Origin of the sequence: Rheinheimera soli (assembly GCF_021290985.1) — a bacterium.
Lineage (GTDB): Bacteria > Pseudomonadota > Gammaproteobacteria > Enterobacterales > Alteromonadaceae > Pararheinheimera > Pararheinheimera soli.
This window is the reverse complement of sequence record NZ_JAJOYU010000008.1, coordinates 99,714-124,852: the sequence shown is the minus strand read 5'-3', so window position 1 is coordinate 124,852 and position 25,139 is coordinate 99,714. Positions and strand designations below refer to the sequence as shown.

General features: G+C 45.1%; 17 protein-coding genes. 3 read left to right on the top strand and 14 right to left on the bottom strand.

Annotation, left to right across the window (positions count from 1 at the left end; genetic code table 11):
• Positions 1-36 precede the first annotated feature (36 nt).
• Both LSG37_RS07890 and LSG37_RS07885 read left to right on the top strand, forming a co-directional pair.
• The gene (locus tag LSG37_RS07890; protein ID WP_233079371.1) at positions 37-1,770 is read left to right on the top strand and encodes an ATP-dependent nuclease; all 1,734 of its coding nucleotides are present in this window, start codon (positions 37-39) and stop codon (positions 1,768-1,770) included.
• Positions 1,739-3,178 carry a UvrD-helicase domain-containing protein gene (locus LSG37_RS07885; protein ID WP_233079370.1) on the top strand — a complete coding sequence of 480 codons (1,440 nt, stop codon included), beginning with the start codon at positions 1,739-1,741 and terminating at the stop codon, positions 3,176-3,178. Before LSG37_RS07890 ends, LSG37_RS07885 begins: the two co-directional genes overlap by 32 nt.
• Before the next feature lie 185 nt (positions 3,179-3,363).
• Here LSG37_RS07885 and LSG37_RS07880 read toward each other — a convergent pair whose 3' ends face one another.
• The 14 genes from LSG37_RS07880 to LSG37_RS07815 all read right to left on the bottom strand — a co-directional run bounded on the left by LSG37_RS07880 (position 3,364) and on the right by LSG37_RS07815 (position 22,980).
• Positions 3,364-6,123, bottom strand: a complete 2,760-nt coding sequence (locus tag LSG37_RS07880) for a tyrosine-type recombinase/integrase (protein ID WP_233079369.1) — start codon at positions 6,121-6,123, stop codon at positions 3,364-3,366.
• Between the two features lie 64 nt (positions 6,124-6,187).
• A complete protein-coding gene (locus LSG37_RS07875; protein ID WP_233079368.1) occupies positions 6,188-8,188 on the bottom strand; it encodes a hypothetical protein in 2,001 nt (666 codons plus the stop codon).
• Positions 8,185-8,766 (bottom strand): hypothetical protein, encoded by a 582-nt coding sequence (locus LSG37_RS07870; protein ID WP_233079367.1) that lies wholly within the window; start codon positions 8,764-8,766, stop codon positions 8,185-8,187. The genes LSG37_RS07875 and LSG37_RS07870 overlap by 4 nt, the downstream gene beginning before the upstream one ends.
• A gap of 375 nt (positions 8,767-9,141) precedes the next feature.
• Entirely contained in the window at positions 9,142-9,891 is a 750-nt protein-coding gene (locus tag LSG37_RS07865; protein WP_233079366.1) for a substrate-binding periplasmic protein, read from the bottom strand.
• Between the two features lie 142 nt (positions 9,892-10,033).
• Positions 10,034-10,306: an HU family DNA-binding protein gene (locus tag LSG37_RS07860; RefSeq protein WP_233079365.1), complete on the bottom strand. Its 273-nt coding sequence runs from the start codon at positions 10,304-10,306 to the stop codon at positions 10,034-10,036.
• 57 nt (positions 10,307-10,363) lie between these two features.
• Positions 10,364-10,768 carry a ribonucleotide reductase subunit alpha gene (locus tag LSG37_RS07855; RefSeq protein ID WP_233079364.1) on the bottom strand — a complete coding sequence of 135 codons (405 nt, stop codon included), beginning with the start codon at positions 10,766-10,768 and terminating at the stop codon, positions 10,364-10,366.
• 195 nt (positions 10,769-10,963) lie between these two features.
• A complete protein-coding gene (nrdD, locus tag LSG37_RS07850) occupies positions 10,964-12,805 on the bottom strand; it encodes an anaerobic ribonucleoside-triphosphate reductase (RefSeq protein ID WP_233079363.1) in 1,842 nt (613 codons plus the stop codon).
• 16 nt (positions 12,806-12,821) lie between these two features.
• Positions 12,822-13,436, bottom strand: a complete 615-nt coding sequence (nrdG, locus tag LSG37_RS07845; protein ID WP_233079362.1) for an anaerobic ribonucleoside-triphosphate reductase activating protein — start codon at positions 13,434-13,436, stop codon at positions 12,822-12,824.
• A gap of 396 nt (positions 13,437-13,832) precedes the next feature.
• Positions 13,833-15,050, bottom strand: coding sequence for an alginate export family protein (locus LSG37_RS07840; RefSeq protein ID WP_233079361.1), 1,218 nt, complete (start codon positions 15,048-15,050; stop codon positions 13,833-13,835).
• A gap of 245 nt (positions 15,051-15,295) precedes the next feature.
• Positions 15,296-16,072 carry a peptidylprolyl isomerase gene (locus LSG37_RS07835; RefSeq protein ID WP_233079360.1) on the bottom strand — a complete coding sequence of 259 codons (777 nt, stop codon included), beginning with the start codon at positions 16,070-16,072 and terminating at the stop codon, positions 15,296-15,298.
• A gap of 129 nt (positions 16,073-16,201) precedes the next feature.
• A complete protein-coding gene (narI, locus tag LSG37_RS07830; protein ID WP_233079359.1) occupies positions 16,202-16,906 on the bottom strand; it encodes a respiratory nitrate reductase subunit gamma in 705 nt (234 codons plus the stop codon).
• Between the two features lies 1 nt (position 16,907).
• Entirely contained in the window at positions 16,908-17,699 is a 792-nt protein-coding gene (gene narJ, locus LSG37_RS07825) for a nitrate reductase molybdenum cofactor assembly chaperone (RefSeq protein WP_233079358.1), read from the bottom strand.
• A gap of 3 nt (positions 17,700-17,702) precedes the next feature.
• A complete protein-coding gene (gene narH / locus LSG37_RS07820; protein ID WP_233079388.1) occupies positions 17,703-19,238 on the bottom strand; it encodes a nitrate reductase subunit beta in 1,536 nt (511 codons plus the stop codon).
• A 10-nt stretch (positions 19,239-19,248) separates the two neighbouring features.
• Positions 19,249-22,980, bottom strand: coding sequence for a nitrate reductase subunit alpha (locus tag LSG37_RS07815; RefSeq protein WP_233079357.1), 3,732 nt, complete (start codon positions 22,978-22,980; stop codon positions 19,249-19,251).
• Positions 22,981-23,297: 317 nt separating this feature from the next.
• On the opposite strand from LSG37_RS07815, the gene LSG37_RS07810 reads away from it, so the two are divergent.
• Positions 23,298-25,100: an ATP-binding protein gene (locus tag LSG37_RS07810; protein WP_233079356.1), complete on the top strand. Its 1,803-nt coding sequence runs from the start codon at positions 23,298-23,300 to the stop codon at positions 25,098-25,100.
• The last annotated feature ends 39 nt before the right edge of the window (positions 25,101-25,139 follow it).

Sequence of the window (25,139 nt, the reverse complement as noted above, 5' to 3'; positions counted from 1 at the left end):
TATTTTGCTGCAATATAAGGCTATAGGGAGATTGCCGTGGTACGAATTCGTAAAGTTGAAATCTTAAATTTTCGTTCTATACGATCATTAATCTGGCGACCATCATCAGGACTGAATTGTTTGGTCGGACCTGGTGATAGCGCCAAAACAACAATATTGGATGCAATAGATCTGTGCTTGGGAGCTCGTCGGACTACAGCCTTCAGTGACACGGATTTTTTTAATCTTGATGTCAATCAGTCTATCCAAATTACGCTAATTCTGGGTCAGTTACCCGATTCACTTAAAGACCTAGATAATTACGGGATTTATCTGCAGGCATTTGATCTAAATACTGGAGTGCTCCAAGATGAACCTGCGCAAGGCTTTGATACAGTCCTTTGTTTACGTCTCATGGTGGGTAGTGACTTGGAGCCTAATTGGTCACTTGTTTCTCAACGCGCTCAAGCATTAGGACACGAACGAAACATTGCATGGAAAGACCGTTTGCTGGTCGCTCCAGCCCGATTAGGCACATATGCTAATTCCAACCTATCTTGGACAAGAGGCTCTATTCTCAACCGTCTTTGTGAAGAACGTCCTAACCTAGGTGCAGAACTAGCAAGCTCGGCCCGCGAAGCTCGCACTGCGTTTGGAAACCAAGCTAGCGCGCAATTGACTGAAACACTGCAAATCGTAACTCAACAAGCTACCAGTTTAGGCGTTCCTGTAGGCGCTCAAGCCCAAGCTTTATTGGACATCCATGCGGTATCGATCAGCGAAGGTGCGATCTCTCTTCATAATGAAAGTGGCATACCTCTGCGGTCATTAGGTACCGGTTCATCGCGATTGCTGGTAGCAGGACTTCAACGTGTTGCGGCGCAGAAAGCGTCAATTGCACTGGTAGATGAAGTGGAATATGGCTTAGAGCCTCATCGGCTTATTCGACTGCTTGATTCACTCGGAGCTAAAGAGAATCCACCACCACTGCAAGTATTTTTGACGACCCACTCTCCAGTTGCAGTAAGAGAACTTCGAGGCGATCAGATTTTCGTTGTTCGAAAGCAGCAGGATGGTTCACATCATATACATATGGTTGGGGTTGAAGACGACATACAAAGTACCATCAGATTAGACCCTGAAGCCTTCCTGGCACGAAGTGTTATCGTTTGCGAGGGGGCCAGTGAAGTTGGTCTCATTCGTGGTCTGGATCAATATTGGGTAGATCAGAATTATCGCTCACTCTTGGCTGCAGGTACCGCATATGTCAATGTTGGAGGCGGAGAACCAGATCGTTGCTTTATACGTGGCCTTGCAATGCTCCGGCTAGGATACCGCGTTTTGGTTCTGGTCGATGCAGATAAGCCCCCCACTCAAGCAGTGGTTAACTCTTATACAGCTGCTGGCGGACAGTTAATTACATGGCGACCAACGCGCGCTTTGGAGGATGAATTATTTCTCAGTCTCTCAGATACCGGAGTAGATTCAATGCTTCAACTAGCGTTGGAGTTTGTAGATAGAGAACTAATCGCCGCTCAAATCAGCTCACAATCTCAAGGTAGAATAACTCTGGATGACATTTATCACCAGCGCCAACTTCAGCAAAGTTATACTCTTGAAATGAGGCAACTACTTGGCTTGGTCTCTAGACATAGAAAGAATGGCTGGTTTAAATCACTGTCAAAATTTGAGGTGCTCGCAAAAAGTGTTGTTGGGCCAAATATGCAAACAGCAGAGCCTGGTTTTATTGCGCTAGTAAATGAATTATTTAGGTGGGCGCATGCCTCCTGAGTATGACCTATTTGCTTTTCGCCTTGGTTCTATAACGGCACCAGCTGGTTGTGGAAAGACGCAAATTATTGCTGATACATTGAACCGACATGTTGGCTCGAAACCAGTACTCATCCTTACCCATACAAACGCTGGGGTTACGGCGTTGCGCCAGCGTATGCAACGTGGGAATGTACCTGCTTCTGCATATCGAATTACTACCCTTGATGGCTTTGCTATGAGATTAGTGAGCACATTCCCTCAACGCAGCGGTATCTCGGCAGAAACTCTTGAGCTGAGGACTCCTGCCACAGACTACCCTGCTATACGTCTGGCTGCCTTCACCCTGGTGCAAGCTGGACATGTGAGCGATGCTTTGGCATCAACCTACGCCCACCTAATTGTTGATGAATATCAGGATTGCAATCTAGTACAGCATGCTCTGGTTACCGCAATTTCATCGGTATTACCTACCTGCGTTCTCGGAGACCCAATGCAAGCTATTTTCGGTTTTGGTGGTAACCAATTGGTCGACTGGAACGTGCACGTATTGCAACAGTTTCCTTCCATTGGTGAGCTAAACCAACCCTGGCGTTGGATTAATGCAGGCACTCCCAATTTAGGTCAGTGGCTACTTGATTGTCGACGACGATTATACGCTGGTGGCAATGTCGATCTGCGCCAGATACCTGAAGAAGTCATTTGGATCCCAATTCAAGATGAAACTGCCGATCGTCAACGTTTAGCTGCCGCATTGACTCGTCCAGTTACCCCAAACGGACAAGTACTCGTGATCGGTGACAGCCGTAATCCGCGAGGTCGTAGACAAATGGCGAGTCAGACTCCTGGAGCTACAACTGTCGAACCTGCAGATCTGGCCGACCTTACAAGTTTCGGCAGAACATTCGATTTACAAACTCCAAATGCTGTTGCAGTACTAGTAAACTTTGCAGCAGAAACAATGACGCAAGTTGGTGCTACAACGTTGTTGCCAAGAATTCACAGCCTGCAGCGAGGTACTGCTCGAACACCGCCCACACCAGCCGAGGCTACAATGGTAGAATTCGCGAATACTCCTACATTTCTCTTGGCTGCAGAGGCGCTCAGAGCGCTGACACGTCAAGATAATGCACGTGTCTATAGACCTGAATTACTATATTGTTGCTTGCGAGCGTTGCAAATTGCATCTGCTGGCAACTACACCTTTCCCGAAGCAACCGTGCGAGAACGTGAACGCAATAGGCATGAGAGTCGACAAATTAATCGTAGAGCTATAGGTAGTACCTTGCTATTAAAGGGGCTTGAAGCAGAGGTTGCGGTAGTACCCAACCCTGAAACAATGGACGCTCGACATCTTTATGTCGCACTAACACGTGGTTCATCCCGATTAGTTATATGTTCTAGTACTCCAGAGCTGATACCACAATAATCGAATTGAAAACATTTGCTCCAATTAACGCAGCTTGTCTTCGATTTGTAGTGGCACACTGAATTTAGCTAAGCGATTAGAGAACATTTGCTGGGCTCTCGAAAAATCGAATGTCCGCAATTAAGGCAAAGTCGACATTCGTTTTTTTGAACCCAGGATTTTTCTTCATAACCTCAGTCAACTATTCACACCAATTCTCTCGAATCACCGTAGTAAACCACCACCAAAAAACAAAACAATTTCAGTGCGTGATTAGTACATACAGCTGAGTCGGGTTCCCCGTACCGTGTGAATTTTGCCGATACGTGGAATGGAGTCCCATACGAAAATCTCTTATTATCAGGGTTGTATAACGCTCCGGTTTTATCGGTGATGATGAGTTGGCGCTGGTCTAACATTTTAGAAAAATCAAACAAAAATTTGTTTAGATCAGTCGTAGTTTTCAGGCTGACACGGCTGTGTGTAGCGTTGCTGCTCAGCAAAACCTGTTTGGCAACATGTGTTAATTTTTGTCCGAGCTGGTGCTGGTGCATTCGTTCAGTGAGCTGCACAAATATTGCCCGGTCAGCCCTGTCGCGCAGCGGGGCTGGCATAAATGCTGGTGCGCGTTGCAGCGGAATGATCCTGGAATTTCCATTACGGCTTTTTAATTCAGCCAGCGCCTGTGCTCGTTGGTGCCATTGGCTGATTTTGCTCTCTGGCAATAAAAAATACTCTGCAACATCTTGGGAGTTGTGGCCTGATTCGAGAGCTCGCAATGCTTGGTGGCAAATTTCCATATCCTCGACTGTAGTGGTCGGCAACCAAGTTTCCGGCCGATAAACTGCTACTGTGGTCTGTTCCCGCGCCAGCTTTTTACTAAGTAATTCTGGGATTGCTGAGAGGGTAAACTGGCGTTTTAATGACGATATTTGGCGCCCGGAAGCGTTTGTGAGTGTCTGCAGCGTTATTGGATTAACATCAGTTTGATGATTTTGCAGCGCCAGTCCAGTCAGTAGCGGTGCGATATGGACGTATGACCGAGCTGTCATTTTTATGTCACCGTGGCCTGCGATTGTCACCAGGTTTTCAAAGGAGTTTTTTGACAACATTTCTGCTAATTCAGCGGTCACTTTCGCGGTGTATGGCACTAATTTGGAGCGTAGTGCTGCTGGTAGTTTCTCCAGCAGTTGGTTGTGACTGATTAGCATCAGTCTGCTGATCGCCGTATGGCGAAAATGGTGAAACGTCCATTTAGTGGCAGGAGAGAGTTCCCGGAGCATTGCAGATACCCAACTCGCCAGTTGATTGCCATCTAATTGCTCTGTTGGCGAGCCATCATAATGGAACAATAAAAATTCAGAATGGCCTGCGGCCGTGGCCCGACGCCTTGCGAGCTGGGATAAAAACATATCCAGTTCGTGGTCTAACAACAGTTGCATCGGGAGTAGCCTGCGGCTATTTGGGCTTTTGTCGTTTCCGTATCGGTTGCTATGAATGAGCACTGTTGGCTGCTCAGCGGTACTGCAATCTCTGAGCTGGATTTTTAACACCTCGCTGATCCGCAGGCCCAGTCGGAATGCCATGATGCACGCTAATATTAGTTGTTGTGCCATGCCGGGATTGGGCTCGGTGCGCCAGATTAAATTGCACAGTCGAATGAACAGCGACTCGTCTATAAAACCTGTCCGGACACGCTCAACAGGAGCCGATTTGGCATCAGGCCATTGAACAGTTGTGACAGAGTGAGTAGCGATTAAAAAATTATGGAATGAAACCAGCCTATCTCTGCGGTAAATCACGGCCTGAATTTTTTCAGGTTGCTCCAGTAAGCGCTGGTAAATTTCAGTCCAGGATTCCGATGAAAAATCCTGCCAATCCATCCCATGCAGAGCGTTCAACAACGATTTTGCGAATGCGTTGTAATACCGCAATAGGCTACTAATTTTTATATGTTTTTCAGATAGTTGTTGCACACCCCACAGGGCCAAGTCGCGCAAAAGGAGGCCTGGTGCTGTTTCTGCCAGTTTTTTCAGTTCGCGGATCGAGTATGACATGCTGGATTTCAGCTCTCCAGCGGGAGGCTTGAGGGCATTTAAGAGCTGTTTATAGCTATGATGGTTATCCTGCGAATAGAAAAACTGCTCTGCTGTTCTTGGACCTCGCGGAGGCAGGCTTTGCGCCTGCCGAGTGCTTAACGGGTTGAATAGGTGTTTGAATTGCTGGTGATTTAGGCAGGCATTCGGATAACTTCCATTGAGTGTATTGCGTAATAACTCTGTGAGACCCGCACAATCTGGAACAGCGTGAATAGCTGCAGCTAAAATTTTTTGTTTTCTTTTAGGAAGTGTAATACCCAGTTGCTCTGCCAGATCATGCACTAGACTCAATGCCGATTCTGCTGTCGGTATAGCGCACTGCTCAAATAGTCTTGACTGGAACCAATAACGCCACAGCAACAAAGTGAATGGGTGAAAAAATAGTTGATGCTGGTAGCCGGTAGGAGAGTTTATTAATCGTTGAGGATGCTCAAATTCCAGCTGCAACCATGCTATGTTCTCAACCAGATGCAGTGCCGAGCTGTCGTGTAATTGCGATACAACAGCACCTAACATCTGCATTGAATTCAGACCACTATGCACAATAATCGAGCTCAGCAATACCCGCAAAAAGTCGCTGGCGGTGGTCTGCGGCTCAATAGGGTAATTCAACAATGCATCACTGAATTGCCTCAGGTTATTTTGCAGGATAAAAAATTCTTCTTGTCGACGTTGCGGCCTGCTTTTCCATTTCTCATTTCGTTTGAATTTACTAAATTCTGCAGTATTGAGTGCGAGTTGACGTAAAAAATTTCGCACCTTCGATTTGTTCGAATTGGCAATAGTGGATTTATTCACCGTGGTTTTTAGCCATTTTCGCAAATCGGCATAACTACAATTTTTCGGCAATTCAGCGAGTTTTGGCATCAATTGCTCTGCAAGTGTTCTGCAGCGAGACCAATGATTTTTGACTCTGCTTTGGCGGCTTGGACTACCCATTACAATTCACCGTTTTGATCTTGAGGCTCTGTAACAGACCATTGATCTGTGTTGCGATTGCTACTGAACCGCTGCCATCTGCTGCCAGTGATTTTTCGCCATGGCCAAAAAAGTAATCAAAGCTCGCCTGAGAAAATTTTCCTTGTTGGATCAAAGGCCGAAATTGTGTTGCCAGATAATGCCGGTACCAATTGAGCGGGAGTTTGGCAAATAGCTGAAGTTTTTCGTAATAGTTTTTTTCGTAATGATTGTTCAGGGCCTCAATAACATCGACTAGCAACGCATGCATTTTGGATGGCGTGACCGGAATTACAGCAGTTCTCTCCTCGAAAAAGAACAGATCGCCTAGGTTTTGTAGTGCAGATTTTGCAGCATGTTTTAAATGTTGAGGGCTAGCATAACGTTCCCCTGTTTGTCTGAGGTGGCTTATATAGGCCGTTAACTGTTTCTGCGCTAGATCTGGCAAAACAATAATTCGCGGCTCAAATTCTAAATTTTTATCATTGACCCTGCAGGTTTTCAGGTTGTGGTCAAAATGATTGAGTCTCTCAAAAGGGGATTGAATTGGCCTGTGACATGTAGACAACTGCAGTATTAACAGTGTGTGCAGTGCGATCCTGTTGTGCCGGGACAAGCTTTTTTGATTGGATTTTTTATACAGAAATTTAAATAAATCTGTTAGCAATGCTGATACTTCAGGCACACGGGTTGACCCCAACCAGCCCTGCGGAACCGCACAATCGGGCAACAGGAACTCGGACGCGGTGACGGTTTGAATATGTTGTAGGTAGCTGTCTTTAGCCAGTTGTAGTTGTCCAGACTCTAAATAAACATAGTTATTCAATACATCTTTTTTTGCGCTACGTCCTGCCAGATGAGAACTCAGAACTACATCCGAGTCCACGCGTTTAAAATAACTTGATTGATAGCGTGCTAATACAGCTTGGGACAGCCGCAGGCCATTCGCCTGATTAAACTCGCTGAGTAGCTCTCGAGTTTTTTGTTCATAAATTAAATCGGGATTTACGGTGCAGGGCCAACTGTATTTAATCTGAACTTCAAAATCGTCATTGAGGCAGCCCTGGCTATCATTAATCCCTTGAGGCAGCTCCAATTGGTAATGAACAGAAATACCATCGTAACGAAATTTGATCACCCCGTTTTGCACCAAATTTTGAATAGGAGTTTGGTCATCCTGTGGTCGCGATGGCAGTAACACGCCAGCTAATAACAATGCGATCAAATAAGCCGCGTTTGACTGTTCACTTGGAGATGCCGACACAAGCTTTTTTTCTAAAAAGTGCGTGAGGAGCTTCAGACTGCCATCGTTTAAATTATTACCCTGAGCCGGCATAGTGGTCGGCGCACGTCTCATTAATGGAGCAGAAATTTTTGTTTCTACAGTATCAGTAGGATAGAGCGCAACAGGCGCAAATTTTTGCCTAATTTTTGTGATAGCAGGGCGCTGTGCTCGCAGATATTCAGCCACTTTACGCAGTTCAATGTCGAGTTGGGACTGAGCTGGTGCTGTTAAACCCAATAGAGTGTGCAGCCAGGAGTCTAATTGCGGATCCGTCAGGTCAGCATCAGGCTGTGGGAACCCAGAATTATGTTTACCCCTACCAACCATTCGAATTGCCTGCGCGCAGGTTTTAACTATTGAAGGTGTGTCGCCGGGTTCATAACCCCGCCAGTCAAAAACCAGCTGTAACAACAATCTCAGTGCAGCTCTTATCACTGGTTGCATTTCTGGGTAGGGAAACACCAGTGCCGCCAGCAGCTGATAATTTGAAATTTGATGTCTGGTTTTCAGTGCCGCCCAGAGCGCCTGTGGTGTAGACCACTCATCAGAGGCAACTTGACATTGGTTCAGCGCCAGCAGTTCGTTACGACGCTCAGGCAACAATTGCTGTGCAACCTGCACAACCAATTGCAGCACAGGTTGACCGTCAAAAAATTTCAGTTCATTAGGTAGCTGTTCAAAATTGTTCATTTTGCGGCCCCCTGTTGTCTGATTTTATGTGGGGAATTCCCTGACCGATTCAGACAATTGCGGTAATGTCTATGATTTTTCAGAGACCTGGATTGATCAGACAACCCTAGCTTTTCACACAGAGTGCCGACAGTAACGTAGCCAGTGACCGGTAAGCCTAACATTAATCTAAATGCTGCGAGCAGTGCCTGATTGCGTATTATTGGTAACTGCCCCCTGCGGTTTTTCAGGAACAATCGATCCAGCAGATCAACACGTTGAATTGGTGAAATCGCGGAGCAGATAGTGAGTAGGTCATTTAATAAAAATGTAAGGGCTGCATTGTGATCAGAAAAGACTCGGGCGTATTGTTCCGCGGATTCCGTCTTCAGATCCACACTATCGTGCAACTGAAAAAATGCCCCCAAAGGCATCAGGTAATAACGTTTGTCTTGGTTTTTTATAACCCGCAGGTCACAAAATTCAAGTTGGGCGATTATTTGAGCGGAACAACCGAATTCCAGTGATTCATTAATTAAAGCGTTAGCTAGTTCCGCAAAAGCTGGTAGCCATTCAAATTGTTGTATAGGGTCGCACATAAAATTATTCTCTCAATTTGCGCGGAGATTATTCGAGATGAATGTTTCATGCAAGTGTTATTTGTTATTTATTAAATAATTAAATGTAAATTTAATGTTTATATTCATTTGTTTTTTATTTGTCAAATGATATGGAGCTGCCCGTTTGTTGGTAGAAGATAGGTGGGTCAATAAAAGAAAGATCCACGCTCTTATTTGATTTCCTATCCAATTGATAAATTTAGAAATCTCTGAATAATACCTATGAGTGCAGGCCGTGGGTGTTAGCTGTTTGTTTTCTGGCAGGAAGTGGCAAAGTGAAGTTGACGGTCTGCACCGTTATGAATAATTCTGCTGATAATTAACATTGGTCTTGTGATGCTTCCCCGTTCAGAACTAGGAATTCTCACTGTTTGCTATCACTCTCTTTGAGAGTGCAATCTGTTGCCAGATAAGGTTTCGTGTTTGATTTGATACTGTAGACTTTAGACTAAACGCCATATAAACGTGTTGTTGATAAAAGACAGGACTTAACTTCACTATCTTTGTACCTTTGTATTGTAATGAGTAAGCTTTTAAGGAGCTATCAGTCATTACCACTCCATCGACACGTTTATTAACTAAAAGCTCAAAACTCACTGCCAATCCAGTATCAAGCTCTTTATGGGCATTCAAATTTTTTAAAAGTGTTTCCACTACATAGCCTTTGGGTGCAGCTATACCATATCTTAGACCTGAAAGTGCATAGCCATCCCAACTAAGAGAGTTACCCTTTATTGAATAAATATAGTAGTCGGCTCTGGTTATACTATATTGCTTCATCGGCTCGGCTTCCGAATCTCCTGGAAAGTCAAAGATTAAGTCCCACTCACCCGACCAACCAATACCTATAATTCCGTCAAATTTGCCTGATTGAGCGTCATGCATACATCTGAGCCATGGCAGACGTTTAATAGTGAAATCAATTTTTAAAGTAGATAGTGCATGTGCGACAACTGCTGCATGCACACCTTTGTAACTTTGTTGGCCAATATCGTAGTCTGCGAGATTCGGTGCCTCTGCATCAGATTCTTGGCAGAAACTTAGTGATGTGGCAAAGGGTGTTGAAGCATTAAATATGCAAAGTAAAAAGAATATCCATTTCATAAAGCAGCGTTCATCCGTTTTTTTAATGCTTTTAAAGGTTCAGGTATCAGTTTTTTGGGTATGCTCCAATACACTGAGGATAAACTCACATTCCTGTGTCACTGGGCATATCAATGGCTATAATACGACGGTAGCCAGAAGATCAATTAATGGCATCTTTAAATACCTTGCCAGCTTTAAACACTGGGATATGGGAGGTCGCAATGTGGATGGGTTGTCCAGTTTTGGGGTTACGGCCTGAGCGTGCTGCTCGCGTTCTATTTTCAAAGGTGCCGAACCCGACTAATGCGACATTATCACCTGTTCTTAATGCATTTGTAATTGAACAAAGTAAAGCATTTAGAGCGGCTTGTGCTTCTGATAGTGTTATATCTGCTTCAAAAGCAATTTTTTCGACGAGTTGTGCTTTTTTCATCTTGGCCACCAACCATTAAGTTTTTATCCATTAGGATTAAAATCAGCTCGTGCAATTTCATAATAAAGCTACGAGTTCGCCTGAGCGGTTAAATGTCAGAAAGTCTGCGATCATGCCAGACTGAATTTTGGCTAACATCATTTTAAGTGGTTGCTCGGCTTCATCACTGTTTGGCGGAAAACCACCGCGGCCGGCCAACGAGGACACAAAAGCAATATCCCAGTCGAAGCCTGTTTTTTCGGATTCAGCTCTCAGTATTTCAAATTCAGCAATTTCGTCTGGCAATTTATCAACGCAAAGTACAGGGTTCAAAGTGCCGCCTTCACCACGCAGAAAATTATTGTGTTGGCTTTCGGTATAACCATTGGGGAGCTCGGCTTTTGCAAATACCAAGAGCAATCGCTGTGGTTCATGCTGTTGCTTTGCAGCTGTGATTAAATCCTGATAACTCTGTATATTCATTAAAGTACCCCGGGGAGTTCTGTAGTTTTCTGACTGATAATCGACATACTCAAGTTTATCAACACCAACGGCATTGGTTGCTGCAAAAAATGGGCATTCAGGATGCCTCTTTGTAGGTAGTTTTTTTAAGGCGCTAACAAAACGACAGTGTTATCCTGTCGTTTTACCGTCCTGCTTAGCCTTGAGCTGAAAAGATCAAGCTTCTGCCATTTCTTGTATCGCGGGGGAGGCCGCTTTTATTGCCACCGCCGGTTTTCGGTGGTAGTGACGAAGTGAATGCTCAGTTCGTCTGCCTTTGCTAAAAGACGATACTCGTTTTAAGTAGCCAATGACTCTGGTGCCATAATCTATATCGTGGCTGCCACAATGTGGACATGAGTTTAAGGTTCTCTTGTCGATTTTTTCACACTGGTTACAGATAGTAATTTTTACGTTTATACAGAAGTAATTACAGCCAGTATGAGCGGCTATGTTTAATAACTGCATATATCCCTGGGTTGTTAATTTTTCATCCAGATTTAAATGCAAAGCAGAACCGCCATCCAGATAATCCAGTAAAGCTCTGCCATGTAACTGGAATTTATCTATCGCGTTACTGCTGTTGTCTTCAACGACATAAAAATAAGAGTTGTAACAGTCTCTTGGGACAAAATAACCGTCTTCTTTATCCCATTTTGCATTTTTAATTCCAAGGTTTTCCGCTGGTACAAATTCGGTATTAAACAAGTAACCATAAAGAGCTTTGGCTTCTTTATTCGCGTCAAATATGACTTTTAATTTTTGCTGGACAAAGTCAATGTAAGCAGGATTATTACTCGCTTCAAAGCCTTGAGACTCAGCGGCTTCGACCATGCCATTAATACCTATGGTCAGAAATTGTTTATCCAGGCTGATAAAACCTGCGTCATATACTGTCATCAAACCTGCAGCCTGGTATTCCTCCATCAGTTTGCGGTAAGCGACCTGATACTTATGAATTTTAGTCACTTCTTCGGCTAAATCTCTGTTGTCCTGTACCAACCTGTTCATATTGATTGTAATGACGTTGATGGAGCCTGTTGCCACACCACCTGCGCCAAGGGAGTATGAAAAAGTGTTGTCACTGATCTCGCTTCTCAAGCGGCAGCAGGAGGCTAGCGAATCCGCACTATCTGATAAATAAACAAAAAAGGCGCTGCCCGCTGCAAGTTGATGAGCCATTTTCTCAGCAAAATGCTGATCCTTGCAGTGGCTTTTTCCTTCGCTCTTTTCAGTGAGCATTGCAACGGTAACAACCGGGAAAGTAAGGATTGTTTTTTCTCGTTCGGCATTAAACCAGTTCAGGAAGAAGTCCTGTAAAGCAGATACTGAACTCCATTCAGGTTTTACAAAGTCCGGAAATACAAAGTTGCCAAACATGCTGTCAAAATAATAGTAGTCATACACAGAAATATTCCAGAACACGCTTTGATAACCGCGTGCAGCAGCAGGCTGATTTAATGCATAAACCACGTGCTGAAGGTGGTTTTCAACCTGTTTGCGGTGTGTATGGAGATAATTGTCACCGTAGTCCTTACGGGCAAAATAATCAAAGTACGTAAGGAACTCAACCGTAGCGACAGCACCAGCGAATTGACTACTGACAGCGAAAACAAAGTTAACAAAGCAGCCGCAGAATGATTCGAGATGTTGAGGTGCTTTTGATTCGCCGCCCAGCTTGGTTAATCCATCACGAAGGAACGGATACATAGTGACAGACACACAGTAAGGCTTCAGGCTTGTTTCATCATGTACGTATATTTCATGAGCTTCAATTTGCCTCACATACTCTGAAGCTAAATCCTGACCAAAAAGCTCAGATATTTTTTTACTGACCTGAGCTCGATTCACTTGAATAAAATAATCTTTCATTATTTCCGCTTCCAGTGTGGCGATATTTTTTTGCGTTACGTTGGCATTCGCATCCATCTTCGAACCGTCCGCAGCGTTTTGTGCATGAAGGTACTGCTCTATAAAGTTAAGTTTATGTTCGACCTGATGCTTCATTAATCTTTGCATAGCAAAATCCCTTATTTTAATTGATAGGTGGCTTTGTTGTTACTTCTGATGTGTCGATGTATACAAAAGAGATGTTTTCAGCTCCGACAGCGGTGCCATGAGATGGGGCAACTTTTTCAGGTATATCCCTGCGTGAGCTCATGTCATGAAATTGAGTATCATGATGTTGTGGCGACTGAAATTTCCAGGTCAGATCTCGTCTGTTTTTTAAGTCATAAAAACGCTGATTGCCTGAGGGAGAACCCAGTGGACCAAATTCTTTTTTCCAGGGACCTGTTTTAACAAAATCGAGAGAGTCGATTAAGTTTATTGGTATTTCCCGCAGTTCCAGCCCTGTGTATAAACAGGTGTGAAGTCGGTGCTTTTTACAAAGTAAAAGTAATTCTTTGAGCAATGCCGGATGCCATTCTCCGCCTAAAAATAACACGCAGCTGATGAGCCCACTGTACTTCAGTAGCTTGTCATGCAGCATCTCTGCTGATAAGGGATATCCGGAATTCTCAGGCCAACTTTCGGCACTGTGGCAACCTTTGCAGCCAATGGGGCATCCGCAAATGGTAAATGCCAGACTGGTATGTTCTGGCACCTCTTGCCACACTACTTGTTCCGCATAATAGTTGAGATTGTTCATAACGCTTTATCTTGTGTTTATTTTCATTTTTAGCACTACATGTTGTGTAGGTTAGACCTCGGTGGGGAATAAAGATTGATCTAGATCAATAAATTCATTCATCAGAATTTCCTTATCTCTGCACGCCGCATTTTGTTTAGGGTTGTTACCCCTATGGTGGTAATAGTCCGTAAGCTGAGACTTTTAACTGTAAAGATGTCTCTGTTATGGTGATTAAACTCGGGGTGTGACAATACAGTTATGCACAGTGGTGTCAGCGATGCTAGCCATTGGAGCTACTTCGAATTTGTCTGGGGCCTGTACAGATTTGCGGATTTAAGAGGAAAAAAACGCCATTCAGAACCTATTGAATGGCGTAGCAACAAACCGACGTGGGGAGTCGGGTTGAGAAGAGCCTTAAATAGAGTAGGTTGCCATCAGCCACAATTTATTCGTATCAACACCGTAACTGTCCGCTTGATAATGGCTGAGTTTGAACATCAGGTTGAGTTGTTTCAGGAGATCATAAGTAACACTGCTATTTATTTCAGTGCCTAATTTACTGCTGCCTGCATCACTATGGTAGCTGTGCCAGCTTGCACTAAGATATACAGAGCTTAATGGCAGACTGATTTCAAGATAATGATCTCTGATACCCACTGTTGGGGTTACCAGAAACACATCAGTGAAGCCCTGAAATGCGTGCAGTGTAGCAAAAGGGGTTTGGAAGGCAGTTTGACCATCGCCTCCAAGTCTTTCCTGTACCAGCTTCACTATAATATCTTTGAAGGTGTAACTCAGATCTACGCGATGATAATGATGCTGGAATTGCAATGGAGCCTGATGTTTGTCTTCCTGTTCAGCAAAAACAAACAGCCATTTAAAATCCGGCAATGCCGCCAAATAACCAGCGTAATCCAAACCTTGTGTCAGGCTGTCGCGGCTATTCAGAATATCAAAATCCAGATCATAGTGAAATGCGGTGAAAGTATGCTGAGGCATTGGTTGCCATTTCAGTTGCCCTAAAGAAAATCGGCCGTGTAGATCTGCATCAGCTCCTTTTGTGCCAAAGATTCTGTTTGTGTTGTGCAGACTAGATAAGTCAATCTGCCATTGGTTACCAAGCTGTTGCGTCAACCGCACACCGTCAAACGTCTGTTCGTTTTGACGCCAGCCTACGCTGCCTATGAAGCGTTGGTTTTGTAAGTTAATACGTTGTCGGCCTAGGGTAAACTGACTGTTTTTATAAGGGGTGAATAACAATGCGGCCTGATTGATATCTGTTCCGGTTGGATCTGTGATTGCGGAGTAATGGCTATTTGCGTTCACTCCACTATTGTAACGCTCACCACCTATACTGCTGACGTTATCTAACTCAATCAGCGCTTTTGTATGGAACCAGCTACCTGATTGTAAAGTAAGCCGGCTACGTAATGTCGAAGCTGTTGCAGTTTTAAGTGCATTGTCCTGATCTACATTTTCCAGACGGTAACGAAACTGAGCGTTGATAGAGCCTTCTTTTAAGGCATCGGCCAGAGTGGTTGTTGTGGCTTGTGCCGGCATCAGTGCTAAACCGGACAGAGCACAGACTATGGTGTTAATTTTAACTGAAGATACAAAAGAAGTTGTGTTCATAGAACCCTTCAATATGACTGTATAACGCCGCATAATTGTAAGGTGTTTTGATTTAAATATTAATTAAATTAGATGGTTACCTACTTGTGGGTAGGGTGGCAGTCTGGTCAGACACTTCGGCGGACAGCTTCTGTGAGATTGAAGTGACAGGAACTTGGGGTATATATGAAGGCCAAAAGGAGGTATCGAAGCAAAAAATGGACACAGGCCTGAATACAGGCCTGTGAGTAAGAGCTTCGGATCTGTTATTGCATCAAAGGGGAGCTACTTACTTTAAAATCATACCCCTCAATTGCGGCAGCGCTGATTAAAGTCTCAATATATTGTGCAATGGCTTTACGGCGGACTTTCTCGTTGAGGTAGTCGTTAATTTTTACTTCGACTGCTTCGTACGGCAGGAGGTCTCCTTCAACCTTACGTAGCACATCGACGACGTGTAAGCCAAAACGGCTTTCCACCGGGTAAGGCATTAATCCGGGTTGTGCTTTGAATATTTGTCGTTCGAATTCAGGCACGGTCTGACCTTTGGTGATTTGGCCTAACAATCCGCCGCTATCTTTTGTACTGCAGACTGAATAATGGGTTGCTAATGCTGCAAAATCAGCCGCTTTTTGCAGTTCAGTGATGATGCCTTCTGCAAGCTGCTTGGCTTTGATTCTCTCACCGTCATTGTCTGGTGCCGCTGGCAGCAAAATATGACGTACTTCTAATAGGGGAGAGGTGACAAAACGACCAGGGTTTTGCTGATAATACTGTAAACACTCGGCTTCACTTGCTTTTGGGATCAGTACTTCTTTTTTGATCAGCATGTCTAAGACTGCATCTTGTGCCTGCGGTGAAGTATCTTCTAGTTGGTCCACTTCAGCTAAGCCCAGTTCCACAGCTCTTTGTTTAAGCAGCTCCGAAATAATGAGACTTTCAGCTGCCTTGAGCATTGCCGTTCTTTTCTCTGGTGCTGGATGATATTGCATTTCCGCCATAATAGCGTGTTCAGGAATTTTAACTTCATTGACAATGATCATGTAGACCTCTTCACAGCTCTTCTGATGTTGGTTTTGTCGTTACAGTCAATGGTTGACAGACAACATCAGCGGTAATTCGAATAAAGCACGGATGCTGTCTGATGCAATCATCCGTGCTTACTTTCAGGTTTAACGCACGAAACGTTGGCGTACTATCTGATGCTGACGACGAACATATTGCACTGGTACGCTTAACATATGCACTAAGCGGCTAAACGGAAACAGTACAAAAATAGTCATACCTAAAAACACATGAGCTTTAAAAATCCAGTGAACTCCAGATATGGCTTCAACTGCCGCCGCGCTCTGGAAGGTCATGGTATTTTGTGCCCAGGCCATTAGCTTCAGCATTTCAGCGCCATCTAAGTGTCCCATTGAAACAAAGATCGATAGTAGCCCTAAAATCAATTGTGCATACAACACCAGCAAGATGGCTATATCCATAGTACTGGAACCTGCCCGCACTCTTGGATTGGTCAGGCGGCGGATAATTAAAATCGTCAGGCCGTAAAAGCAAATGAGCCCAAAGAATCCACCAACACCCATAGCGATCAGCTGTTTCATTTCAGTGGTAATACCGAGCAAATGCCAGACAGATTTTGGCATCAGTAAACCCGCAAAGTGACCAAAGAAAATTGCAATTACGCCAATATGAAAAGCAATACTGCCTTTTCGTAATTGTTTCTTTTCCATAATCTGGCTGGAGCTGGTTTTCCAGGTGTATTGCTCTCTGTCATATCGGATCCAACTACCGATAAACATGATGGCCATGGCGATATAGGGGTATATACCAAAGGCAAAACTGTCAAAAATTGAAGGGGTAAAGGCGGTCATATCAAGCTCCTTTGGTCGCTGTTGCCGGTGCTTTAGTCACTGCATGGGCAAAAAGCTCGGCGGCCAGTGTATCCGTGCTGAATTCCTGGCCGTTCAGTAGCTCGGTATTCAGCGGAATAAACTGATCTTTACGTTGTTGTTCTGTTGGTCGACTGGTACTGCTACTACAGGCACTTTGCTGATCATTGCCAAGAAAAGTGACCATCTCCTCTTCCCACACCTTATCAAGTGCTTTGGGGGTGTCGTCGCGTTCTTCTGAAGCGATTTGACGTACGATATCTGACAGATCGATATCGGTGTCTGACAGTTCCAACATCGCCAGAAATAAAGACGAATAGTCACTATGGCGTTTCTGCAACCGTGCTGTTAGTAGCGCCAGAATAGGCGCTACCTCCTGCAAGCCGAAGCGAGCGTTGTCATCTCCCTGCGTTGATAAAAACTCCAGATAAAGCGGCACATAATCAGGTAATTCTTTCAGGCCAATTTCAAGTCCTGCTTCTTTATACTGATTTTGCAGATTGACCATGGCTTGACCGCGGTCACGCGACTCACCGTGTAAATGTTCAAACAACAACAAAGAGAGTGAACGACCCCGTTCAAACAGGCCGTCATAATCTACCTGCCAGTCCATTAAGTCGCCATCCAGTCTGGTGTTGATAAAGGCCAGTACTGCTTCTTTTGCCTTAGCTGACAAGGAGGAGTCTTGTGTCAGATTTATCAGCTCGTCCCGACTGTCGCTCAGTAGTTCAGTTGGGTAATCGAGTAACAGCGATAACACTTGTAAAATTTTCATCTGTTAGTCCTTCAGCTCAACTGGAATTACCTGACGAACGCCTTTAGCTTTAGTGCCAAAAAGACTGACGCCGTTATTGCCATCACCACAACCGTTACCAAAGCTGAAACCACAGCTGCTCTTCAGGTCATAAGCGTTTTCAGCATAAGCACGGTGGCTGGTTGGGATCACAAAGCGATCTTCATAGTTAGCAAGTGCCATATAACGGTACATTTGCTCGACTTGCAGCGCAGTCAGTCCAACAGATTTTAAAACCTCCAGATCTTCAACACCGTCCACTTGTTGTGAGCGTTTGAAGGCTCGCATGGCGATCATGCGTTCTAAAGCCCGAACTACAGGTTTTTCATCTCCTGCGGTCAGCATATTGGCCAGATAGCGCAGTGGAATACGCAATGATTTCAGATCCGGGATCTCGCCATTCATACCGACATGACCAGCCTGCACAGCGCTTTGAATAGGTGACAGTGGCGGCACATACCAAACCATCGGCAGAGTACGATATTCAGGGTGCAGTGGCAGTGCCACTTTCCATTCCATCGCCATCATATAGACGGGGCTTTGTTGAGCTGCATTGATCCAGTTATCAGGGATACCTTCAGCGCGGGCCGCCTCGATCACTTTAGGGTCATTCGGATCCAGGAAAATATCCAGTTGTGCCTGGTATAAATCCTGTTCATTCGCGACACCGGCCGCTTCTGCAATTCTGTCTGCATCGTAGAGCAGAACGCCCAGATAACGGATCCGGCCTACACAGGTTTCTGAACAGACTGTTGGCTGACCTGCTTCAATGCGCGGGAAGCAGAAAGTACATTTTTCTGACTTACCGGTTTTCCAGTTGTAGTAGATTTTTTTGTACGGACAAGCCGAAACACACATACGCCAGCCGCGGCATTTGTCCTGATCAATCAGTACTATTCCATCTTCTTCGCGTTTATAAATGGCGCCACTTGGGCAAGCAGCCACACAAGCCGGATTCAGGCAGTGTTCGCAAAGACGTGGTAAATACATCATAAAGGTCTTTTCAAACTGACCGTAGATGTCTTTTTGCACTACTTCGTTAAAGTTCTGATCTTTTTTGCGTTTCGCAAACTCTGTACCAAGAATTTCTTCCCAGTTCGGGCCCCATTCAATTTTTTCCATGCGCTTACCGGTGATCAGCGAGCGTGGTCTTGCCACAGGCTGGTGTTTACTGTCCGGTGCGTTATGTAAATGCTGGTAGTCAAAATCAAAAGGTTCGTAGTAGTCGTCAATTTCCGGTAAGTCCGGGTTGGCGAAAATATTCGCCAACACCCGGCGTTTACCGCCAATTTTTAACTCCAGTTCGCCTTTGGCATTTTTCACCCAGCCGCCATTCCATTTTTGCTGGTTTTCCCATTCTTTTGGAAAACCAATACCAGGTTTGGTTTCGACGTTGTTAAACCAGGCGTATTCTACGCCTTCCCGCGAGGTCCAGACGTTTTTACAGGTAATGGAGCAGGTATGGCAGCCTATGCACTTGTCGAGATTTAATACCATGCCTATTTGTGCGCGTACTTTCATCATGCTACTCCTATTGGGTGTCCAGCCAGTCGACTTTGTTCATCTTACGAACGATGACAAACTCATCGCGGTTACACCCCACAGTGCCGTAATAGTTAAAGCCATAAGATTGCTGGGCATAACCACCGATCATATGGGTGGGCTTCATTACTGCGCGGGTCACAGAGTTGTGAATACCACCGCGGGTACCTGTTTGTTCACTGCCAGGCACGTTTACTATCCGTTCCTGCGCGTGGTACATCATGCTCATGCCTTCCGGCACCCGCTGTGACACCACTGCACGGGCTGCTATGGCACCGTTGACGTTAAAAATTTCAATCCAATCGTTGTCTTCTATACCCGCCGCTTTAGCGTCAATTTCACTGAGCCAGACGATAGGGCCACCACGTGATAGCGTCAGCATCAGCAGGTTGTCGGAATAAGTACTGTGAATGCCCCATTTTTGGTGTGGAGTGATCCAGTTCAGTACGATTTCGGTGTTGCCATTGGGCTTTTTATTCAGCACAGGGGCGACAGTTTTTAAGTTGATTGGCGGCTTGTAGGAACATTGCTGTTCACCAAAATCGCGCATCCACTCGTGATCCTGATAAAACTGCTGACGGCCTGTAATGGTGCGCCATGGAATAAGCTCATGCACGTTGGTGTAACCGGCGTTGTAAGACACATGTTCGTCTTCCAAACCTGACCAGGTCGGAGATGAAATGATTTTGCGCGGTTGCGCCACAATGTCGCGCCAACGGATTTTTTCATCCTCTTTGTTGAGTGCAAGATGACGGTGATCCCGGCCAGTGATTTTGCTCAGTGCCGCCCAGGCTTTTACTGCCACTTGACCGTTGGTTTCAGGCGCCAGTGTTAACACCACTTCGCAGGCATCAATAGCAGACTCGATTTTGGCTAAACCTTTGTTTATGCCCTCAGTTGTGTGGGTACGATTGAGCTCCCTTAAGAATTTCACTTCATTTTTAGTATCCCAGCTGATGCCTTTACCGCCGTTGCCTGATTTCTCCAGTAAAGGACCCACCGAAGTAAAGCGCTGATAGGTATTTGGATAATCACGCTCCACCAGATTTAAATGCGGCATAGTGATGCCTGGTATTGCCTCACATTCACCTTTCCACCAGGCTTTAACACCATAAGGCTGCGCCAGCTCGGCAGGGGTATCGTGATGCATTGGGGTAGTGACCACATCGGTTTCAACGCCCAAATGACCGACACAAACTTTGGAAAACTCTTTGGCAATGCCTTTGAAAATTTCCCAGTCGCTGCGGGCTTCCCAGACCGGGTCTATTGCTGCAGACAGCGGGTGAATGAACGGATGCATATCCGACGTGTTCATATCATCTTTTTCGTACCAGGTTGCGGTAGGAAGCACGATGTCTGAATACAAACAGGTGGTTGACATGCGGAAATCCAGTGTCACCCACAGGTCAACTTTCCCTTCTGCCGGTTCATCTGTCCAGGTCACATCTTCTGGTTTTTTACCACCAAATCCACCTAAGTCTTTACCCAACAAGCCATGTTTGGTGCCAAGCAAATGGCGCAGCATGTATTCATGGCCTTTGCCGCTTGACCCCAGCAGGTTCGAACGCCAGATAAACATATTGCGAGGGAAGTTCTGAGGATTTTCAGGCTCTTCACAGGCAAACTTAATATTGCGATTTTTAAGTTCGCCTAACAGATAGTCTTTAATCTCTAACCCGGCAACTTTAGCTTTACCGGCAATATGTAATGGATTGACCGCCAATTGAGGGGCAGAAGGTAACCAGCCCATTCTTTCTGCACGGGTATTAAAGTCGATGATCGAACCTGTCCACTTTTCTTTATTGGCAAGAGGTGAAACCACTTCTGCCATATCCAGTTTTTCATAACGCCACTGGCTGGAGTGATTATAGAAAAATGAAGTACCGTTCATGTGGCGTGGAGGCTTTTGCCAATCGGTTGCAAATGCCAAAGGAGCCCAACCAGTTTGTGGCCGCAGTTTTTCCTGCCCCACGTAATGCGCCCAGCCACCACCGCTTTGACCTATACAACCACACATCATCAGCATGTTGATTAAACCACGGTAGTTCATGTCCATGTGATACCAGTGGTTTAGCGCTGCACCAACTATAACCATAGAACGGCCACGTGTTTTGTCCGCATTGCGGCCAAACTCTGTGGCGACTCTGATCACATCTTCAGGTTTGACGCCGGTAATAGCTTCTTGCCACGCAGGGGTGTAAGGCACATTGTCTGAATAAGAGCTGGCGCGATTTGTGTCACCAATGCCATTGTCGACACCATAATGTGCGAGCGTTAAATCAAATACAGTGGCAACCAGAACCTCAGTACCGTTTGCAAGAGTGACCTTTTTCGCCGGTACTTTACGCAGCTGAATGTCATCATGCGCAGTGTGTTGGAAGTACTTGTATTCATGTGGAGCACCACCAAAATAAGGGAATGCCACATCAACTAAACCATCGTTTTGATCTTTCAGACTCAGAGCCAGTTCAATTTCACCATCTTTGTCCTTTTGCTCTAAGTTCCACTTACCGATCTGGTCGGTATTCTGACCCCAGCGATAACCAATAGCACCGTTCGGGCTGGTCAACTTGCCGGTTTTGTTGTCCAGAGCAATAGTTTTCCAGTCTGGATTATTGTTTTCGCCCAAATTATCTACTAAGTCTGCTGCGCGCAGGAAGCGACCCTGACCGAGTTTTCCATCCTGCTCTTCTAAAATGACCAGCATAGGCATATCGGTGTAGCGGCGAACATAGTCTGTGAAGTAAACACTAGGATTGTTAACATGAAACTCTTTCAGAATGACATGACCAAACGCCATCGCCAGTGCCGCGTCAGTGCCTTGACGTGGGGCAAGCCAGGTGTCACCGAACTTTGATGCTTCTGAATAGTCCGAAGTGATGACGCAGGTTTTGGTTCCTTTGTAACGCACCTCTGTGAGGAAGTGGGCATCAGGAGTCCTGGTTTGTGGTACGTTTGACCCCCAGACAATAATATAATTTGAGTTGTACCAATCCGCGGATTCAGGAACGTCTGTCTGTTCGCCCCAGACTTGAGGAGAAGATGGAGGTAAGTCACAGTACCAATCGTAAAAACTTAAACAGTTACCACCAATCAGTGATAAATAACGGGCTCCCGCCGCATAAGACACCATGGACATTGCGGGAATTGGTGAAAAACCGGATACGCGGTCTGGACCATAAGTTTTTGCTGTATGAACGTTTGCCGCCGCAATCAGCTCGTTTACTTCATCCCAGCTGGCACGGACAAAACCACCCAAACCACGACGTTCTTTATAACTTTTGGCTTTGATTGGATCATTGATAATGGATTGCCAAGCCAACACAGGATCTTTGTGGATAGCTTTAGCTTCACGCCACAGTTTCATCAGACTTTGACGTATTTTTGGATACTTCAGGCGGTTGGCGCTATAAATATACCAAGAGTAACTAGCACCTCTTGGGCAACCACGAGGTTCATGGTTTGGCAGGTCTGGTCTGGTACGCGGATAGTCAGTTTGCTGAGTTTCCCATGTAACCAGCCCGTCTTTCACGTAAATCTTCCAGCTACAAGACCCTGTGCAGTTTACCCCATGGGTAGAACGGACTATCTTGTCATGCTGCCAGCGTTGACGGTAACCCTGTTCCCAGGTTCTGTCTTCGTTCGTTGTAATACCATGCCCATCTGAAAATGGGGTTTTACGAGTTTTAAAAAACCGTAATTTATCGAGAAGGTGACTCATCGGTTTACTCCTGGCGCTGATCACAGCTTTTACTTGTGTTGTGACCTTGTCTGCTTTACTTGCGAACACTATAAGAGTGTGTAGGGAATAATGATTGATCTGGAACAAGCTTGCTATGGCACGCAAATAGGTACTAGGAAGACGTTATACCACTAAGTAGGTATAGAGGAATTTCTGTAACTCAATGAAAATAAATGAAAAATATCATTGTTGTTTTATGCGATCAGTAGAGGTTGACCTCTGGTAAGATAAAGGAGGTAGCTAGCTTGCTCAACACTGTTGCTATGGCACTTAATTTTGAATAGGTCTGAGTGAACATGAATTTGAAGGTGAAAGAATTTTCAATTGTTACCCGAATCGGTGTTGCCTTGTCCTGCATAGTGACTTTGGCTCTTGGCACTATGCTTATTTCTTACTGGTTGTCTGAGAAGGCTGACAGTGACGCTTTAGCCATCAATATTGCTGGCTCTTTACGAATGCAAACTTACAAAGTGGCCTTGCTAAGCCAACAAGGAAAATCGGATGAACTGGTTGAAGCGCAGCAACAGTTACTGAATAGTTGGCAGCATCCTGTTTTTTTGAGATTAAAGCATGAAGATCTGCCACTAAGAGAATCATTCCGTGAGGCTCGACTTAGTTGGCTTACGTTATCTGCACTTATGAGTGAAAGTAAACTCAGTAGTGCGCAGTTGAGTGCAGGGATTACTAGGCATGTAGGTTTGTTGGAAGATTTGGTAAGTCGAATACAAGGTGATGCAGAGACTAAGGTTCGTACCTTGCGACTTGTTCAGATCGTTGCATTATTTTTGACCGTGATTCTGGCTATGATTGTTATGTATTGGTTAAAGACCAGAGTAGAGCAGCCTCTTTCAGAGTTGACTCGTGCGGCACGCCGTATAGGTCAAGGTGATTTCACCTCAAGAATACAGCCCCAGCAGAATGATGAACTCGGAGTGCTTGCCGGCACCATCAATAAGATGAGTGACGCCATAGGCTATATGTATGGAAGTCTTGAAAAACGGGTAGATCAACAAACCCAGGCATTACAACAAAGTAATATCAAATTGCAATTTTTATACGACATGGCACGTAGCTTTAATCAGCAAGTGCCAGATAGAAAGCAGCTTGACGACCTCATTAATCGTCTGCAAGAGGTGTCAAACATTAAGGATATTGAACTTTGTTTAATCACTGAAAGCGGTAATTTACCTTACTTGCAATTGCAACCTGGAGATGTAGATCATGATGCCTGCAGCAGAGCAACTTGCGATGATTGTATTGAAGCTCCGGCCAGAGGTGTTCCCCTTGGGGATATGGTGGTATTTCGTTATCAGCTTCGCCGTGATAATCATAACTACGGTGTACTGGTTGTGAGAATAGAGCCATCAGTTGATATGGCTGAGTGGCAGCAACAATTGCTATCTACCTTCGCTGATCAGCTCGCTATTGCGATGAGTCTTAAATCAGAGGCGGAACAATCCAGACGACTAGCTTTAATGCAGGAAAGAACAGTGATAGCTCGCGAATTGCACGACTCACTGGCACAGGCGTTGTCCTATTTAAAAATTCAGGTAAGCAGATTGAATAAAGCGATCTCGTTGGATGACAAAGTGTCGATGCTAGATGTAGCCTCAGAATTAAAACACGGACTGGACGCAGCTTACAGGCAGCTCAGAGAGCTGCTGACGACCTTTAGATTAAAAGTTGATTGTGGTGGATTACAGCAGGCTCTGGAAACCACCGCGACCCAGTTATCTGCTCAGTCAGGAATGAAATTTAAGTTAGATTACCAACTAACTAATACACCATTAGAGCCACACGAAGAAATACACTTGCTACAAATTGTGCGTGAGGCAAGCCAGAATGCGGTACACCACAGCCAGGGAACTGAGGTATTGATTCGTATCGTGCAGAGATCTGACCAGGCGATAGAGCTCGCAATCGAAGACAACGGTGTAGGTATCCCCCCCGAGGCTGAAAAACAAAATCACTATGGATTGGCCATCATGCAAGAGCGATGTAAGCAACTAGGAGGATCCATCCGAATTAGTCGGCGGGAGCAGGGCGGTACAGGAGTTTATTTTATATTCACGCCAAACTATCTTCAGTTGTCTGCTTAAGAAAAATAGGAAATTAAACAGGGCATTATACTTAATCAC